The following is a 16100-nucleotide window of genomic DNA, read 5'->3' on the forward strand; positions in this document are numbered from 1 at the left end:
GCTCAAGCTCGGCGATAATGGCAAGCGCCGCTCAGCGCGCGCCGAGATCGCGTTTCATCCGCGCCGCCATGTCGACAAGCTGGTTCCAGGCACGTTCGACGACGCTCTTCCGCCGCTCGAATTCGCGCCCTGCGGCCGCGCTGTCGTCCTCGGCGGCCGGCGCCGCCTTCGATGCCGCCGGCGGGTTCGGCGGCAGGTTCGGCGTCGGCGCGACCGTCGCGGTGGGGGCCGGCTCGCGCCGCGCCAGCTCCTCGCTCAGCCGCGCGGTCTCGCCACGCAGCCGCGTCGTCTCATCGTTCAGGCGCGACAGTTCGGAGTTCAGGCGCGTGGTCTCGTCCTGCAGCCGATGCAGACTGTCCGCCGTGACCGCATCGAGATCCTGCGACGGCACCGCAACAGCAGGGGGCGTCCGGGGCGAACTCAGCCGCGGCGGCAGGGCCGCATAGGCGCGGCGCGGACCGCTGCACGGCACCGCCACGGCATCGCCGGTATCGAGCCTCAGCACGCCGTCGGCACGCGGCAGCAGCATGGTGCAGTCCCGCGCCAGCGCCGCACCGCCGCCAAGCGACACGGCAAGACCGGCCGCGGCGACACCGATCAGAACGCGCCCGATCAGAGCGACGATCGTCCCGGCGACCGTCCTCCCGGCGACAGTGGCGCCCGATTGCGATCGACGCGGCAGCGTGCCGAACATCATTCCCTCATGCGTCGCAGCGATAGGGCCGACGCCCTGAACGCAACGCGTCGGCCAGGAGTTCGATCCGGTCCTGGCCCCAGAACACCTCGCCATCGAGCACATAGACCGGCGAGCCGAACACGTCGGCCGCCACCGCCTCCTCGCGGTTCTTCTCGTAGCGTGCGCCGACCTCCTCCGAGCGCGCCCGCTCCAGCAGCGCCGGCCCCGGCAGCCCGGCCGCATTGACGAGGTCGGTGAGGACCGCGGGATCGCCGAGATCGCGCTCCTGCTGCCAGATCGCCGGGAAGGCGAGGCGCAGATACGGCTCCGGATCGTGGCCGGCCTCGATCATGGCGATCACCAGCTTGTCGGCGAGCGCCGCGTTGAACGGCCAGTGCGCCGGATGCAGGCGAAGATCGAGCCCGCGCTTGTCGCGCCAGCGCTGCAGCTCGACGATCCGATAGCGCTGCCGCACCGGATGGCGCTTGGCGAGCGGCAGTCCGCCGGTCTCCGAGAACAGGTCGACCAGCGTCACCGGCCTGTAATTAATTCTGCAGCCATAATCACTTGCGACCTGCGTGAAGGCGCCATGGCCGATATAGGCCCACGGCGACTGGAGCGAAAAATAGTAATCGATCTGACGCGGCATTCCGGTTTCCAGGCGGTTTCGAACGCGATGCACCGGCCATCCCAACAGACCGCCGCCGTCGCCGCAAGGCGCTTGCCACGTCCATGCCGTTTCCCGCGATGCGGCAATGACCCTCGCGGCAGCGGCGACGTCGCTCATTTAGCCTTGAGTTTCAAGGCGATAACGTGGGATTACGACTTCTTGACTTGCCAGGGAGCCGTCAGTATGGTCCGCGCGGTTTCGTGGGGCGGCGGGGCTTTTTTTCTCAATCGCGCGAGCGCGTCAGGTGTCGGCGGCTATGACGGATGGCACGCGACATGATCGAGGCGACGAGAAGAATAGCGAGCACCCGCCGGCCGATGAGGCTGCGCTTTCCGCAAGGCTGACGCATCTGGACCAACGGCTCGCCGCAGCGCGGCGGGAGCGTGAAAACCAGAGCGCCCGGCAAGGCAGCGAGGGCGAATCCGCATCCTCCAGGGCTTCGGCCATGGCGCGCGGCTTCCGTCTCTCCTCCGAACTGGTCGCAGGCGTCGTGGTCGGTGCGGTCATCGGGTGGGGCTTCGACCGCCTTCTGTCGACGTCGCCCTGGGGTTTCATCGTGTTTCTTCTGCTCGGCTTCGCTGCCGGCGTCGTGAACCTGATGCGGGCTGCAGGCGTCACTCCCGGCGACACATCCGATCGTTCCTGAAGTCGATCGCCTTCAAGCGGTCGATCCTGACCGGGCCGCCGCGCCTTGTCGGGGCTATGAGGCGATAAGTTAAGACTGTTTCAGCCCGGCGCGCGCCGGCAAAGATGAGAGACGAGACCGGATGGCCGATCCGATTCATCAATTCGAGATCCACAAGATCTTCACGCTGGGCCATATCGGCAACCAGGAAATCGCCTTCACCAATTCGTCGGCCTACATGCTCGGCGCCGTGGCGATCGTCGCGCTCCTGATGATCGGCGGCAGCGCCGGCCGGCGGCTGATTCCGACCCGCTTCCAGTCGCTCGCCGAGCTCTCCTACGAATTCGTCAGTAATACGCTACGCAGCAGCGTCGGCGAAGAGGGCATGAAGTTCTTCCCCTTCGTGTTCTCGATCTTCATGTTCGTCCTGGTCGCGAACCTCGTCGGCATCATCCCGTACACCTTCACCGTCACCAGCCACATCATCATCACCCTCGCCCTGGCGTTGATGGTGTTCTTCACGGTGCTGCTCTACGGCCTCTACAAGAACGGCCTCGGCTTCTTCAAGCTGTTCGTGCCGCACGGCATTCCGTTCTACATCCTGCCTCTGATCGTCGTCATCGAGGTGATCTCCTTCCTGTCGCGCCCGGTGTCGCATTCGGTGCGTCTGTTCGCCAACATGCTGGCGGGCCACATCACCCTCAAGGTGTTCGCCGGCTTCGTCTCCTCGCTCTCCGCGCTCGGCGCGCTCGGTATCGCCGGCTCGATTCTACCGCTGGCGATGACCACCGCCCTGACGGCGCTGGAGCTGCTGGTCGCCTTCCTGCAGGCCTACGTCTTCGCGATCCTGACCTGCATTTACCTGAACGACGCGCTTCACCCGGGGCACTGAGCCCCGGAGGAAAGACTTCCACCCCCAAACCAGACGTTTACAGAAGGAGTTTCGTTATGGATCCAGTCGCAGCGAAGTACATCGGCGCCGGCATCGCCTGCCTCGGCATGGGCGGCGCGGGCATCGGCGTCGGCAGCATCTTCAGCCAGTTCCTGAACGGTGCGCTGCGCAATCCGTCCGCGGCCCAGGGCCAGTTCGCGAACCTGATCTTCGGCTTCGCCGTGACCGAAGCGCTCGGCATCTTCTCGCTGCTGATCGCGCTGCTGCTCCTGTTCGCCGTCTGAGCTGAACCGAACCGAACCGGCTGTTGCGGGCGCCTTCGCGCTCGCGACTGACGACAGAGGAGATGTCCGTGGCTGAAAGTCATGGCACCGCAAATCACGGCACCGCAAAGGCCGCCGCACCGGCGACCGGCGCCCACACGGAAGCAGAGGGCCATGGCAAGGGCGGATTTCCGCCCTTCCAGAAGGAAACCTTCGCTTCCCAGCTGGTGTCGTTCGCGATCGCTTTCGTCCTGCTTTATGTGATCGTCTCGAAGTTCGCGCTGCCGCGGGTCGGCGGCCTGATCTCGGCCCGTCAGGGCCTGATCGACAGCGATCTCGCCGAGGCGCAGAAGCTCAAGGACGAGTCGGATGCGGCGCTGAAGGCCTATGAGAGCGAACTCGCCGCGGCGCGTTCGCGGGCGCAGGCCATCGGCAACGAGACCCGCGAGAAGCTCGCCGCGCAATCCGACGCGGAACGCAAGGCGCTGGAACAGCGTCTTGCGGAAAAGCTCGAGGCTGCGGAAGCCTCCATCGCCAAGACCCGCCAGGTGGCGATGGGCAATGTCCGCGGCATCGCCTCCGAGGCCGCCGCCGCCATCGTGCAGCGCCTCAGCGGCACGGTGCCCGACGGCAACAGCGTCGCGGCCGCCGTCGACGCCTCCTTGAAGGGATAAGCCGCGATGCTGCAAGCAGAAGACTGGGTCGCCGTTGCCTTTCTGATCCTGATGGGTGTGTTCGCCTATTTCGGCGTGCACCGCACACTCCTGAAGGCGCTGGACCACCGCCGCGACCGCATCAAGGCCGAACTCGATGACGCCCGGCGGCTCAAGGAAGAAGCCGCCAAGCTCGTTGCCGAGTACCGGGCGCGCCGTGCCAGCGCCGAGCGCGAGGCGGAGGAGATCGTGGCCAACGCCAGGGCGGACGCCGAGCGGATCGCCGCCGAGGCCAGGACCAAGATGGAAGACTTCGTCACCCGCCGCACCAAGAGCGCCGAAAGCAAGATCGCCATGGCCGAGGCTCAGGCTCTCGCCGACGTTCGCGCCGCCGCCGCCGAGGCTGCGGCCAGCGCCGCGGGCGCCATCCTGTCCCAATCGGTCAAGGGCAAGATCAACGAGGATCTCGTCGGAAACAGCATCCAGGACCTGCGCCAGAAGCTGAATTGACCGCCGATCGCGGGATCCCGAATCAAAAAGCCGGAGCGACCAGGTCGCTCCGGCTTTTTGCTGCCTGAAGTTTCTGCGGCCTTCCCGCTCGGACGCTGTCGAATCAGCCCTGCGGCTTCTTCGCCCGGTGGGGCCGCGCCGCCGGCTGGGACTTCATGCCGTTGGGATCGAAGCCGATATAGAAGACGTAGGAGTCGTTGGCGTCGGCTGTCGGCACCGGATAGACCACGTCCTCGGCCACGAAGCTGTAGGCTACATTTTCGCCGGTCACCTGGGTGCTGGTGCGATAGAACTTGGTGAAGACGATCTTGTCCTGGATGCCTTCCTGGACAACGGCGACGCGCAGCGGAATATCCACCGTCGGCGGCGCGCCGGCCGGACCGACGATGACGCGGCCCTCGATGCCGATCCGGGAGGTGATCTGGCCGTTGTTGAGATTGCAGTCCCGCGCAGTGCGGCTGATCGTGAGCTGATAGCGCAGGTCGCTGCCGCTCGCCGGCTTGCCGGGCAGGCCGACCGCCAGGGTCGAGGCGCCGGAGCGGATCGCAACCGGCGGACAGGTGAGCTGGATGTCCTGGGCGTCCTGGGTGACCTGCGTCTTGCTCGAGGTCTCGCCGACGGCCTGGGATGTCGACCCGAACAGCTGGCTGAAGCGCGATCCGATCGAAGACAGCCCGCTCGAGGACGATCCCGAGCCCGATGATCCAAACATGCTGCCGCCGCCGCAGCCGGCAAGTGTCCCTGCCGCCACCATGCAGGCCACGGCACCGATGCTCCGCGTCCAGCGCAACCAATTCTGTTCGCTCATGATTCCCCGGTTCCGACCGTCACAGTGGCGAGGTTATAGCAGGGCAAAGGCGGCAAACCAAAGGCGTCAGTTGGCGCCGGCACAGTTTCCGGCGCTCGTCAGTGGCTTGCCGCCGCTGCGGACGCGATCGGCGGAAACTGGCGCTCGTGGAGCCGATTTGGCGGATCAGCCACGGAAATCGTCGGCCAGCAGCCCGAACAGGTAATGGTCCTGCCAGACGCCGTTGATGCAGAGGTAGCGCCGCGCCTTGCCCTCGCGCACGAAGCCGCATTTCTCCAGCACCCGCACCGAGGCGGTGTTGGTAGGGATGCAGGCGGCCTCGATCCGGTGCAGGTTGAGCTCGCCGAACAGCGATGGCAGCAGCACCTTGAGCGCTGCAGTCATGTAGCCATTGCCGGCGAAGGGGGCGCCGATCCAGTAGCCGATGGTCCCGGCCTGGACGATGCCGCGGCGGACATTGGCGAGGGTCACCCCACCGACCAGCATCTCGTCCCGTTCCCTGAAAATCAGGAAGGGATAGGCGCGATCGGCCGCCAGATCCTCCTCATAGCGCCGCAGCCGGCGGCGAAAGCCCGACCTGGTGAGATCGTCGGACGGCCAGATCGGCTCCCAGGGGGTGAGAAAGGCGCGGCTCATCTCGCGCAGCTGCGACCACTGGGCGAAGTCCGACATCTGCGGCACGCGCAGCGACAGCCCGCTGCCACGCGGCGCCAGCGGCGGCGGAGCGCTCGACGGCAAGCGGAACAGGGCCATGCCTCGATGCCTTTTCCTGCGTGGCGAGATCGGCTCGCCACTCTGAGCTAGTGTCCCGTCTCCGAATTACCGCTTCGTTTGCCTCACCCTCGCACAGTCATTCGGAGACATCGGGACACTAGCATCGTTATGATTCTAGTGTGGTTTTGGATCTGACGCGCGTATGACGAATTCGCTGCAATGCTGAAACGAGCGTCAGATCCACCACACTAGTGCGGTGGTCACTACCTTAGATCATCAATCGCCGGCGTGGGTACCGGTTTTGCGAAGCGCCGCGCCTGCCCGCCGTCAATGATAGGTGCCGGCCTTGGGCCGGCTCAGTCCCTCGGCGAAGGCCACCGCGCTGTCGAGGCCGCGGCCGGTGCCGAGCGCGACCACCGCCGGGCGGCTGCGGGTGAGCAGCGCGCGGCCGGCGTCACGGGTCGAGGCGAGGTCGACCGCCTCGATCCGGCGGATCAACTCCTCGACCGTGAGCGGCCGGCCATAGGCCAGAACGTGGCGGGCGAGTTGTTCGGCGCGCGAACTGCAACTCTCCAGCGCCATCAGCAGACCGGCTTTCATCTGCGCCTTGGCGCGGGCGATCTCCGCCTCCTTCAGCGTCTCGACCGCGTTGTTGATCTCGTCGACGATGACCTCCATCATTTCCGGCGCATCGTTCGGGTCGGTGCCGGTGTACAGCCCGAAAAAGCCCGTATCGGAATACGGCATGTGGAAGGTGGAGATCGTGTAGCAGAGGCCGCGCTTCTCGCGCACCTCCTGGAACAGCCGCGACGACATCCCGCCGCCGAGCAGGTTGACGAAGACATTGAGGCTGAACAGCGCGGGATCGGTCTGCGACAGGCCTTCCAGCGCCAGGGTGAGATGGGCCTGCTCGAGATCGCGCCGCACGACGCGGGTGCCGCCGGCGCCGAAGGCGGCACGCTGCGGCTTCGGTCCGGCGGGGCCGATGAAGCCGGTGAAATGGCGTCCGACATCTTCGACGACGCGGTCATGGTCGACCGCGCCGGCGGCGGCGACCACCATGTCAGGCGCGCGATAATGGGCCGTGAGATAACCGCGCAGCTTGTTGCGGTCGAAGCCGCGCAGCGTCTCCGGTGTGCCGAGCAGCGATCGCCCCATCGCCTGGTCTGGATAGGCGAGTTCGCTCAAGTGTTCGAAGACGACATCGTCCGGCGTATCCTGGGCGGCGCCGATCTCCTGCTCGATCACGCTCTTCTCGCGCTCGAGCTCGTCGGCGTCGAAGGTCGGGCTGGTCAGAATGTCGGAGAGCACATCGAGCGCCAGCGACACGTCGGCCTTCAGCACCCGCGCGTAGTAGGCCGTGGTCTCGGTACTGGTCGCAGCGTTGAGGTCGCCGCCGACCGCCTCGATCTCCTCGGCGATCTGCATGGCGCTGCGCCGCGCCGTGCCCTTGAACGCCATGTGCTCGAGCAGATGCGAGATGCCGTGCTCGTCGGGCTTCTCGTCGCGGCCGCCGACTCCGGACCAGACGCCCAGCGCCGCGGTTTCGAGGTGCGGCATGGTGTCGGTGACGATGGTCAGGCCGGAATCGAGGGTGGTGACTTTGACGCTCATCCGGCGGCTCCCTGGCGCGCAGCGCGACTGACCGAGAGCACGAAACGCTCGATCGACAGCTGGTCATTGGCGACGACTTCGATGTTCTCGCGGCGGCTCATGAGGTCGCCGAGCCAGGCCGGCAGCGGCGGCCGCTGCCCGCAGGCAGCCTCGACCGCATCGGGAAACTTGGCGGCATGGGCCGTCGACAGCACGATGTCGGGCACCGATGTGTCGGCGCCCTCGTGCTCGGCGACGGCGAGCGCCACCGCGGTGTGCGGATCGACCAGCATGCCGGTCTCGCGCCAGACGGTGCGGATCGCCGCTGCAGTCTCGTCCTCATCGGCGCGGCCGGCGTCGAAATCGCGACGGATGACCTCCAGCGCCGCGCCCGGCAGGGTGAAGCGGCCGGATTGGGTCAGCGACGCCATCAGCCCGCGCACGCCGGCGCTGTCGCGGCCGGTCGCCTCGTAGACCAGGCGCTCGAAATTCGACGAGATCTGGATGTCCATGGACGGCGACGTCGTCGCGTGCACGTCCCGCACCTCATAGATGCCGGTGGCGAGCGTGCGGGCAAGAATGTCGTTGACGTTGGCGGCGATCTTCAGCCGGCGCACCGGCAGCCCCATCCGCTTGGCGACGTAGCCGGCGAAGATGTCGCCGAAATTGCCGGTCGGCACCGTGAAGTCGACGCTGCGCGCCGGCGCGCCGAGCGCTACCGCCGAGGTGAAATAGTAAACCACCTGGGCGACGATGCGCGCCCAATTGATCGAATTGACCCCCGACAGCGCCACCGCGTCGCGGAAACGGTGGTTGTTGAACATCGCCTTCACCAGCGCCTGGCAATCGTCGAAGGTGCCTTCGACGGCAAGGGCATGAACATTGGCGGCGCCGGTCGTCGTCATCATCCGCCGCTGCACCTCGGAGATGCGGCCATTGGGAAACAGCACGACGAGATCGACATTGTCGCGGCCCGCGAAGGCCTCGACGGCGGCGCCACCGGTGTCGCCGGAGGTCGCGACCACGATGGTGGTGCGCTGGCTCCGCGCCGCCAGGACGTGATCCATCAGGCGGGCGAGCAGCTGCATCGCCACGTCCTTGAAGGCCAGCGTCGGACCGTGGAACAATTCGAGGATGAACTGGTGCGGACTGATCTGGGTCAGCGGCACCACCGCCGGGTGACGGAACGTGGCGTAGGCCTCCACCGCCATGCGGCCGAGCTCGGCGTCGCCGATCTCGCCGCCGACGAAGGGCCGAATCACCTCGACGGCGACTTCCCAATAGGGCCGGCCGAAGAAACCGGCGATCCGGGCGGGCTCGAGCTGCGGCCAAGCTTGCGGCACGTAAAGACCGCCGTCCCTGGCGAGCCCGGTCAGCATCACATCGCAGAAGCCGAGCGCCGGAGCCTCGCCCCGGGTCGAGATGTAGCGCGTCAAACCGTCCTCCACAGCCTGGGCCTCCGCCCAAACCTTTGAAATCATATATATTTAACGAGAGCGCGGGATTGCACCGGCACCTTAGAGCGCCACCACGCCCGGTTCAATTACGATTGCGCGGATGTCCCGGGCGATGGCGCCACCGGATGGTTTTGCGGGAGGGCGACGGCAACGGCAAGCGCCGAATCAGGCCGGGCTGCGCCGCTGGCTGCGCAGCCAGAAAGCGAAAGCGGCCGCGACCACGACCGCGAGGCCGAACCAGGTGATGGCGTATTGCAGGTGCTGGTCACGGAGATGGACCTCGAGCGCGGCCGGTTTCGGCCAGCCGGTCGGCGGCGCCGGGGATTCGAGGTCGATATAGAACGGCGCGACTTTGCCCCAGCCGAGGTTCGTCGCCATTCCGAGCGGGTCGCGGGCGAACCACAGCCGCTTGACGAGGTCGGGCCGCGGCGTGAATACCCCCGGCGCCTCGGGAAATCGCAGATATCCGATCAACGACAGCGGCGCGTTGTCATCGGCGGCGAATTCGCGCGCCGCGCGCTGGCCATCGGGCAGAAAGCCGCGATCGACGACCACGATCTCATCCGACATCAGCCGGACCGGCGCGAAGACGAAGGCACCGAGGCCGCTGACGTCGCTGCGCAGGGCCGAGCCGGAGGCGAACACACGCGCATCAGGCGCGGCATCCGGCATGTCGAGGCGGCGCGCGGTCAGGGTGACGCGGCGAAACTCGTCATGTTCGGGAGAGAGCCGCGGCCATTGGGCCGGCGGGGGAAGCGGCACCGGCGCGGCGGCGAGACGCTCCTCGAGCGCGGCGATCAGCGCCACCTTTTCCGTCTTGCGCGCGAGCTGCCAGAAACCGAGACCGGCGAGCGCCCCGACCATCACCAGCGTGAACGCCGAAAGGCCGATGACGCGGCCGGTGCGGAGCGAAGACGGCACGTCAGTGCTCGCGATCGACCAGCCGCCCCTCAGCGGCGCGATGGTGGTACTGCAGCGCGGTCAGCAGCGACTTCATGATGCGCAGGGGCAACAGCGTCGTGGCGAGAACGAGCGGCAGCCACAGCGCGGCGTGAACCCAGAGCGGCGGCTGGTACTTGACCTCGACGACGAGCGCGGCGCCGACGACGATGAAGCCGGCGACCATCATGATGAAGATCGCAGGCCCGTCGCCGCTGTCGATGAAGGAATAGTCGAGGCCGCAGGCCTCGCAGCGCGGCGCCAGCTGTAGAAACCCGGCATAAAGCCGGCCCTTGCCGCAGCGCGGACAGCTGCAGGTCAGCCCGGCCTTGTACGGGGATATCGCTGCTTCGCTGGCCATTGGCGCTCCTTGAATGGTGGCTTGCTCCGATCGCTAGTGTGGCGTCTCGCAATTGCCTATGCCCTTTGCGGCAAGCCTCTCATAGGCAATTGCGAGACATAAGCCACACTAGCGCTTTGATTTTGCTAGTGTCCCGATGGCTCCGAATGACCGTGCGAGGGTGAGGCAAACGAAGCGGTAATTCGGAGACAGGACACTAGAATCATAACTCTCGCCCAAGAGATAGGTGCTGGGCGGCGACGGTGCAAAGAGAATGGGCGGCCCAGAGGCCGCCCATCGGATCGTTCACGTTTTCTTTAGTGGGCGCCGTGCGCCATGGTCTCGGCGCCGTGGCCCCAGACATAGATGCAGACGAACAGGAACAGCCAGACCACGTCGACGAAGTGCCAGTACCAGGCGGCGAATTCGAAGCCGAGGTGCTGCTTCGGCGTGAAATGTCCGGCAAACACACGGAACAGGCAGACCAGCAGGAAGATGGTGCCGACGAGCACGTGGAAGCCGTGAAAGCCGGTGGCCATGAAGAAGGTCGAGCCGTAGATGTGGCCGGCGAAGCTGAAGGTCGCGTGGCTGTATTCGTAGGCCTGCACGCAGGTGAAGGCGGCGCCGAGCACGATGGTCAGCAGCAACCCCTGCTTGACCGCGTTGCGGTCGTTCTCGAGCATCGCGTGGTGGGCCCAGGTCACCGTGGTGCCCGAGGTCAGCAGGATCAGCGTGTTGAGCAGCGGCAGATGCCAGGGATCGAAAGTCTCGATGCCCTTGGGCGGCCACACGCCGCCGAACAGCGCCTCGCGGGAGAAGTGGACCGGGTCGGCCGGGAACAGGGCGGAATTGAAATAGGCCCAGAACCAGGCGACGAAGAACATCGCCTCGGAGGCGATGAACAGAATCATGCCGTAGCGGTGATGGAGCTGAACCACCCGGGTGTGATCACCCTTGTACTGCGCCTCGCGGATGACGTCGCCCCACCAGCTGGCCATGGTGTAGAGCACCCCGATGAAGCCGACGCCGAAGACGATCGGTGCGCCGGCGAACATGTGGTGCATCCACGCCACCGCGCCGAATGCCGTGATGAAGGCCGCGAGCGACCCCACCGCCGGCCATGGGCTCGGATCGACGAGATGGTAATCGTGATGCTTCACATGCCCCGTGGCCATTGCCTCTCTCCATTCGCGGGCCGCGGTCGTCGGCCCATGTTGCTCAGTCGATCAAGTGGACGCGTCCCCCGCGGCCGCGCCAAGTCCATCCCAAGTCCAGTCCGTCTCAAGTCCAGTCCGTCTCAAGTCCAGTCCGTCTCAAGTCCAGGTCCGGCCGCCCTACAGATTGCCCCGCCGCGCACCCTGCTCGCTGGCCGCGACCGGCTGCGCCTCGCTCTCGCGCACCGGATAGAAGGTGTAGGACAGCGTGATGGTGCCGATATCCTTGTTGTCGGCGTCCTCGGCGATCTTCGGATCGACATAGAACACCACCGGCATTTCGCGGCGCTCGCCCGGCGCCAGCGTCTGTTCGGTGAAGCAGAAACAGTTGATCTTCTGGAAATACGATCCGACGGTCAGCGGTGCGACGTTGTAGGCGGCCTGCCCGGTGGTGCGCCGCGCCGACTGGTTGGTGACGGTGTAATAGGCCGTCACGACCTCGCCGATCCGGACATTGATCTCGGTGGCTTCGGGCTCGAACTTCCACGGCAGCCCGCCGCCGACATTGGCGTCGAAGCGAATCGCGATGCTGCGACCGAGAGCGCCCTCCGGCGCCGATGTGGCGACCTGGGTCGTGCCGTTGAAGCCGGTGGCGCGGCAGAACCAGTTGTAGAACGGCACCGCGGCGTAGGAGGCGCCGATCATCAGGGCCACGACGCCGCCGCAGATCGCCGCCACAGCGGCGTCGCGGCCGAGCCCGCGCGCGGATTGCGGCTTGGGCGACGACGATGGCTGGGGCTCGGTCACGATCAGATCCCTTCCCGGCTACAGCGGACGGTGCAGCACCGCCGGCCCCTTGACCAGGGTGACGGCGAAAAACAGCAGCACCAGGATGCCGAGCGTCCAGGCGATCGCCAGCGAGCGCTCGCGGCGGCGGCGCTTCTGCTGCTCGGTGAGCACGATGCCCTCTTCCGGCTGGTCGCGATCGTCCATCGGCGCGCTATGCATCCTTTACCAGAGACCTAAGTTCTACCAGCCGTGCGCCATCAGCGGCCGCAGCAGAGCCTCGACCAGAAGCGTCGCGAACAGGGCGAACAGGTAGATGATCGAGAAGCCGAACAGCCGCCGCGGCCCGCGCAAGGCGCCCCGCCCGGTGCGAACGCGATAGACGTCGATGGCGAGCCACAGCATCCAGGCGCCGAGCGCCAGCGACACCACGCCATAACCGGCGCCGAAATAGCCGAGCGGCCAGGGCGCGGCGGCCACGGCCACCAGCAGGATCGTGTAGAGCAGGATCTGAAGCCGCGTCGCATCGGCGCCGGCGACCACCGGCAGCATCGGGACTTGCGCGCGGGCATAGTCGTCGGTGCGGAACAGCGCCAGCGCCCAGAAGTGCGGCGGCGTCCAGAAGAAGATGATCAGGAAGAGCAGAGCGGGCTCGACCGCCAGCGATCCGGTCGCCGCCGCCCAGGCGACCACCGGCGGCAGGGCGCCGGCGGCGCCGCCGATGACGATGTTCTGCGCCGTCGAGCGCTTGAGCCACATCGTATAGACGACGACATAGAAGAAGATGGTGAAGGCGAGCAGCGACGCGGCGATCCAGTTGACCAGGATGCCGAGCACCATCACCGAGAAGAAGGCCAGCGTCATGCCGAAGGCCAGCGCCTCCTGCGGCGTCACCCGGCCTTGCGGAATCGGACGCAGTGCCGTGCGCGACATCAGCGCATCGATATCGCGGTCGTACCACATGTTGAGGGCGCCCGAGGCGCCGGCGCCGACCGCGATGCACAGGATCGAAGTGATCGCCAGCACCGGATGCACGCCGCCCGGCGCCAGCATCAGCCCGACCAGCGCCGTGAAGACGACCAGCGACATCACCCGCGGCTTGAGCAGGGCGACATAGTCGTGAACCCCCGCCTCCGAAATGTGCGGTGTCAGTTGCAGCGAAGTGTGGTCGACGATGGACAACTGGGCTTTTCCTCGACGCTCCCGGTCAGCACGGCCGCAGGCGCAAGCGTGCGGCCGTGCTGATTGCTCTTACTGGATCCGCGGCAGAACCTCGAACTGGTGGAACGGCGGCGGCGACGACAGGGTCCATTCCAGCGTGGTCGCGCCGGCACCCCACGGATTGTTGGCCGCCTGCCGCTTCTTCATGAAGGCCTCGATGACGCCGTAGAAGAACACGACGACGCCGAAGGCCGCGATATAGGACCCGATCGAGGAGACCAGATTCCAGCCGGCGAAGGCGTCGGGGTAGTCGACATAGCGGCGCGGCATGCCCGACAGGCCGAGGAAGTGCTGCGGGAAGAACACCAGGTTGACGCCGACGAAGGTCACCCAGAAGTGCAGCTTGGCGATGCCCTCGTTGTACATGTAGCCGAACATCTTCGGGAACCAGTAGTACCAGCCGGCGAAGATGGCGAACACGGCGCCGAGCGACAGCACGTAATGGAAGTGCGCCACGACGTAATAGGTGTCCTGCAGCACGCGGTCGACGCCGGCATTGGCCAGCACCACGCCGGTGACGCCGCCGACGGTGAACAGGAAGATGAAGCCGATAGCCCAGATCATCGGCGCGCGGAATTCGATCGAACCGCCCCACATCGTGGCGATCCAGGAGAAGATCTTCACCCCGGTCGGAACGGCGATCACCATGGTTGCGGCGACGAAATAGGCCTGCGTCGCCGACGACATGCCGACCGTGTACATGTGATGGGCCCAGACCACGAAGCCGATGCCGCCGATCGCCACCATCGCATAGGCCATGCCGAGATAACCGAACACCGGCTTGCGCGAGAAGGTCGAGACGATCTGGCTGATCATGCCGAAGCCCGGCAGAATCAGGATGTAGACCTCGGGGTGGCCGAAGAACCAGAACAGGTGCTGGAACAGCACCGGATCGCCGCCGCCTTCCGCCGAGAAGAAGGTGGTGCCGAAGTTGCGGTCGGTCAGCAGCATGGTGATGGCGCCGGCGAGCACGGGCAGCGACAGCAGCAGCAGGAACACCGTCACCAGCACCGACCACACGAACAGCGGCATCTTGTGCAGCGTCATGCCGGGCGCGCGCATGTTGAAGATGGTGGTGATGAAGTTGATCGAGCCGAGGATCGACGACGCGCCGGCGAGGTGGAGCGAGAGGATCGCGAAGTCCACCGCCGGACCGGGATGGCCGGAGGTCGAGAGCGGCGCATACATGGTCCAGCCGGCGCCGACGCCGTTACCGCCGGGCTCGCCCTCGACGAAGACCGAGATCAGCAGCAGCGCGAAGGAGGCCGGCAGCAGCCAGAACGAAATGTTGTTCATGCGCGGAAAGGCCATGTCCGGCGCACCGATCATCAACGGCACCATCCAGTTGCCGAACCCGCCGATCATCGCCGGCATCACCATGAAGAAGATCATGATCAGGCCGTGCGAGGTGACGAAGACGTTGTAGGTGTGGCTCTCGTGGAACAGCTGGACGCCCGGATACATCAGCTCGATCCGGATCGCGATCGACATCGCCGCACCGATCACGCCGGCGATGAGCGCGAACACCAGGTACATCGTGCCGATGTCCTTGTGGTTGGTCGAATAGACGTAGCGGCGCCAACCGGTCGGATGATCGTGGGCGTGGTCGTCGTGGGCGGTATGTGCGTTCGATGCAGCGGTGGCCATTGTCGTCAGATCCTTTGAACCCGAATGGTTCTGAACCCTGGTGCGGTTCGTCGCCCTTGTTCCGAGATTGCGGGCGCCGCGCGCTTACTGCGCGGCGGCGCCAACCGAGGCATATGCGTTGGTGCCGGCCGAAGCGTACTTCTTCTTGGCTTCCTCGACCCAGCTCGCGAATTCCTTGTCGCTGACGACGCGGATCGCGATCGGCATGAAGGCGTGGTCCTTGCCGCAGAGCTCGGAGCACTGGCCGTAATACATGCCGACCTTGGTGGCCTTGAACCAGGTCTCGTTGAGACGACCCGGAATGGCATCGATCTTGATGCCGAAGGAGGGGATGGCGAAGGAATGGATGACGTCGGCGCCGGTGGTCTGGACCCGGATCACCTTGTTGACCGGCACCACCATCTCGTTGTCGACGGCGAGCAGGCGCGGCTGCTTGTCGGTCGCCATCAGCGAATCATATTCGAACTTGCCGTTGTCCGGATAGGCGTAGCTCCAGTACCACTGCTTGCCGGTCGCCTTCACGGTCAGATCGGCCTTCGGCACGTCGAGCTCGAGGAAGAGCAGCCGGAACGACGGCACGGCGATCGCCACCAGGATCAGCACCGGAACGATGGTCCACACCACCTCGATCAGGGTGTTGTGCGTCGTCCGGGACGGCGTCGGATTGGAGCGGGCGTTGAACTTGATGACAACCGTCACCAGCAGCGCCAGCACGAACAGCGTGATGGTGACGATGATCCAGAGCAGGAAATTGTGAAACCAGGTGATGTTCTCCATCACCGGGGAGCCGGACGGCTGCAGCGAATATTCCCAGTTCGACGGCTGCCCGACCTCGGCCATGGCCGAACTCGCGAACGCCAACCCACATGCGGCAACCGCCAGACCCAGAATTCGGCGGCCCCACCGTCCCCTCGACATCTTCATGTCGCCTGCGCTCCTGTCCAAGACCTCGATCCGACACTTCCTCCGGCCGCCGCGTCGTTCGAACGGCCTCGCGCGATCTGCATCGGTCGATTCCGTGTCGGTCGATCATCGGCGAGAGGGCGCCGGTAGCTCGCTTGCGCTCAGCCACCCGCCAATGCAGGTAGGAACGCCTCGAGTTTGCAGTGTTCACAAATCATAATTCTCCGGCCATCGCAATGCAGGAAAGTG

The 16100-nt window shown here is 65.9% G+C and carries 19 protein-coding genes; 5 read left to right on the top strand and 14 right to left on the bottom strand.

The genetic code is table 11. From position 1 onward, the window contains the following. Positions 1-31: 31 nt before the first annotated feature. Both DB459_RS06595 and DB459_RS06600 read right to left on the bottom strand, forming a co-directional pair. Complete coding sequence (locus DB459_RS06595) at positions 32-694, bottom strand: hypothetical protein (protein WP_253712107.1); 663 nt, start codon at positions 692-694, stop codon at positions 32-34. A 7-nt stretch (positions 695-701) separates the two neighbouring features. Beyond that, positions 702-1325, bottom strand: a complete 624-nt coding sequence (locus DB459_RS06600) for a 2-hydroxychromene-2-carboxylate isomerase (protein WP_253712108.1) — start codon at positions 1323-1325, stop codon at positions 702-704. Between the two features lie 277 nt (positions 1326-1602). On the opposite strand from DB459_RS06600, the gene DB459_RS06605 reads away from it, so the two are divergent. The 5 genes from DB459_RS06605 to DB459_RS06625 all read left to right on the top strand — a co-directional run bounded on the left by DB459_RS06605 (position 1603) and on the right by DB459_RS06625 (position 4289). Then, positions 1603-1992, top strand: a complete 390-nt coding sequence (locus DB459_RS06605; protein WP_253712109.1) for an AtpZ/AtpI family protein — start codon at positions 1603-1605, stop codon at positions 1990-1992. 121 nt (positions 1993-2113) lie between these two features. After that, positions 2114-2863 carry a F0F1 ATP synthase subunit A gene (locus DB459_RS06610; protein WP_253712110.1) on the top strand — a complete coding sequence of 250 codons (750 nt, stop codon included), beginning with the start codon at positions 2114-2116 and terminating at the stop codon, positions 2861-2863. A gap of 56 nt (positions 2864-2919) precedes the next feature. Beyond that, a complete protein-coding gene (locus DB459_RS06615) occupies positions 2920-3147 on the top strand; it encodes a F0F1 ATP synthase subunit C (RefSeq protein ID WP_253712111.1) in 228 nt (75 codons plus the stop codon). 68 nt (positions 3148-3215) lie between these two features. After that, complete coding sequence (locus tag DB459_RS06620; RefSeq protein ID WP_253712112.1) at positions 3216-3800, top strand: F0F1 ATP synthase subunit B'; 585 nt, start codon at positions 3216-3218, stop codon at positions 3798-3800. A gap of 6 nt (positions 3801-3806) precedes the next feature. Continuing rightward, positions 3807-4289 (top strand): ATP F0F1 synthase subunit B, encoded by a 483-nt coding sequence (locus DB459_RS06625; RefSeq protein WP_253712113.1) that lies wholly within the window; start codon positions 3807-3809, stop codon positions 4287-4289. Positions 4290-4392: 103 nt separating this feature from the next. Here DB459_RS06625 and DB459_RS06630 read toward each other — a convergent pair whose 3' ends face one another. The 12 genes from DB459_RS06630 to coxB all read right to left on the bottom strand — a co-directional run bounded on the left by DB459_RS06630 (position 4393) and on the right by coxB (position 15872). Beyond that, positions 4393-5097 carry a hypothetical protein gene (locus tag DB459_RS06630; protein ID WP_253712114.1) on the bottom strand — a complete coding sequence of 235 codons (705 nt, stop codon included), beginning with the start codon at positions 5095-5097 and terminating at the stop codon, positions 4393-4395. Between the two features lie 165 nt (positions 5098-5262). Continuing rightward, positions 5263-5850, bottom strand: a complete 588-nt coding sequence (locus DB459_RS06635) for a GNAT family N-acetyltransferase (protein ID WP_253712115.1) — start codon at positions 5848-5850, stop codon at positions 5263-5265. 288 nt (positions 5851-6138) lie between these two features. After that, the gene (locus DB459_RS06640; RefSeq protein WP_253712116.1) at positions 6139-7425 is read right to left on the bottom strand and encodes a pitrilysin family protein; all 1287 of its coding nucleotides are present in this window, start codon (positions 7423-7425) and stop codon (positions 6139-6141) included. After that, the gene (thrC, locus tag DB459_RS06645) at positions 7422-8840 is read right to left on the bottom strand and encodes a threonine synthase (RefSeq protein WP_253712117.1); all 1419 of its coding nucleotides are present in this window, start codon (positions 8838-8840) and stop codon (positions 7422-7424) included. Before thrC ends, DB459_RS06640 begins: the two co-directional genes overlap by 4 nt. Before the next feature lie 186 nt (positions 8841-9026). Then, on the bottom strand, positions 9027-9782 hold the full coding sequence (locus DB459_RS06650) for an SURF1 family protein (RefSeq protein ID WP_253712118.1): 756 nt from the start codon (positions 9780-9782) through the stop codon (positions 9027-9029). 1 nt (position 9783) lies between these two features. Continuing rightward, positions 9784-10161 carry a DUF983 domain-containing protein gene (locus DB459_RS06655; protein ID WP_253712119.1) on the bottom strand — a complete coding sequence of 126 codons (378 nt, stop codon included), beginning with the start codon at positions 10159-10161 and terminating at the stop codon, positions 9784-9786. A gap of 296 nt (positions 10162-10457) precedes the next feature. Continuing rightward, positions 10458-11315 carry a cytochrome c oxidase subunit 3 gene (locus tag DB459_RS06660; protein ID WP_253712120.1) on the bottom strand — a complete coding sequence of 286 codons (858 nt, stop codon included), beginning with the start codon at positions 11313-11315 and terminating at the stop codon, positions 10458-10460. A gap of 159 nt (positions 11316-11474) precedes the next feature. Continuing rightward, positions 11475-12104: a cytochrome c oxidase assembly protein gene (locus DB459_RS06665; protein ID WP_371926960.1), complete on the bottom strand. Its 630-nt coding sequence runs from the start codon at positions 12102-12104 to the stop codon at positions 11475-11477. A gap of 15 nt (positions 12105-12119) precedes the next feature. Continuing rightward, complete coding sequence (locus DB459_RS06670; RefSeq protein WP_253712122.1) at positions 12120-12287, bottom strand: CoxF protein; 168 nt, start codon at positions 12285-12287, stop codon at positions 12120-12122. A 36-nt stretch (positions 12288-12323) separates the two neighbouring features. Continuing rightward, on the bottom strand, positions 12324-13262 hold the full coding sequence (locus DB459_RS06675) for a heme o synthase (RefSeq protein WP_253712123.1): 939 nt from the start codon (positions 13260-13262) through the stop codon (positions 12324-12326). A 69-nt stretch (positions 13263-13331) separates the two neighbouring features. Continuing rightward, positions 13332-14948 carry a cytochrome c oxidase subunit I gene (gene ctaD / locus DB459_RS06680; protein ID WP_253712124.1) on the bottom strand — a complete coding sequence of 539 codons (1617 nt, stop codon included), beginning with the start codon at positions 14946-14948 and terminating at the stop codon, positions 13332-13334. Between the two features lie 84 nt (positions 14949-15032). Then, complete coding sequence (gene coxB, locus DB459_RS06685) at positions 15033-15872, bottom strand: cytochrome c oxidase subunit II (RefSeq protein WP_253712125.1); 840 nt, start codon at positions 15870-15872, stop codon at positions 15033-15035. Positions 15873-16100: the final 228 nt, after the last annotated feature.

It is taken from the genome of Bradyrhizobium sp. WD16 (genome assembly GCF_024181725.1).
Taxonomy (GTDB): Bacteria; Pseudomonadota; Alphaproteobacteria; order Rhizobiales; family Xanthobacteraceae; genus Bradyrhizobium_A.

Excerpts from the sequence above, each read along its gene's own strand:
- DB459_RS06630 (WP_253712114.1), bottom strand. The coding sequence starts at position 5,097 with ATGAGCGAACAGAATTGGTTGCGCTGGACGCGGAGCATCGGTGCCGTG.
- DB459_RS06625 (WP_253712113.1), top strand. The coding sequence starts at position 3,807 with ATGCTGCAAGCAGAAGACTGGGTCGCCGTTGCCTTTCTGATCCTGATG.
- DB459_RS06640 (WP_253712116.1), bottom strand. The coding sequence starts at position 7,425 with ATGAGCGTCAAAGTCACCACCCTCGATTCCGGCCTGACCATCGTCACC.
- DB459_RS06615 (WP_253712111.1), top strand. The coding sequence starts at position 2,920 with ATGGATCCAGTCGCAGCGAAGTACATCGGCGCCGGCATCGCCTGCCTC.
- DB459_RS06610 (WP_253712110.1), top strand. The coding sequence starts at position 2,114 with ATGGCCGATCCGATTCATCAATTCGAGATCCACAAGATCTTCACGCTG.
- DB459_RS06600 (WP_253712108.1), bottom strand. The coding sequence starts at position 1,325 with ATGCCGCGTCAGATCGATTACTATTTTTCGCTCCAGTCGCCGTGGGCC.
- DB459_RS06660 (WP_253712120.1), bottom strand. The coding sequence starts at position 11,315 with ATGGCCACGGGGCATGTGAAGCATCACGATTACCATCTCGTCGATCCG.
- DB459_RS06635 (WP_253712115.1), bottom strand. The coding sequence starts at position 5,850 with ATGGCCCTGTTCCGCTTGCCGTCGAGCGCTCCGCCGCCGCTGGCGCCG.
- DB459_RS06655 (WP_253712119.1), bottom strand. The coding sequence starts at position 10,161 with ATGGCCAGCGAAGCAGCGATATCCCCGTACAAGGCCGGGCTGACCTGC.
- coxB (WP_253712125.1), bottom strand. The coding sequence starts at position 15,872 with ATGAAGATGTCGAGGGGACGGTGGGGCCGCCGAATTCTGGGTCTGGCG.
- ctaD (WP_253712124.1), bottom strand. The coding sequence starts at position 14,948 with ATGGCCACCGCTGCATCGAACGCACATACCGCCCACGACGACCACGCC.
- DB459_RS06595 (WP_253712107.1), bottom strand. The coding sequence starts at position 694 with ATGTTCGGCACGCTGCCGCGTCGATCGCAATCGGGCGCCACTGTCGCC.
- DB459_RS06605 (WP_253712109.1), top strand. The coding sequence starts at position 1,603 with ATGACGGATGGCACGCGACATGATCGAGGCGACGAGAAGAATAGCGAG.
- DB459_RS06670 (WP_253712122.1), bottom strand. The coding sequence starts at position 12,287 with ATGGACGATCGCGACCAGCCGGAAGAGGGCATCGTGCTCACCGAGCAG.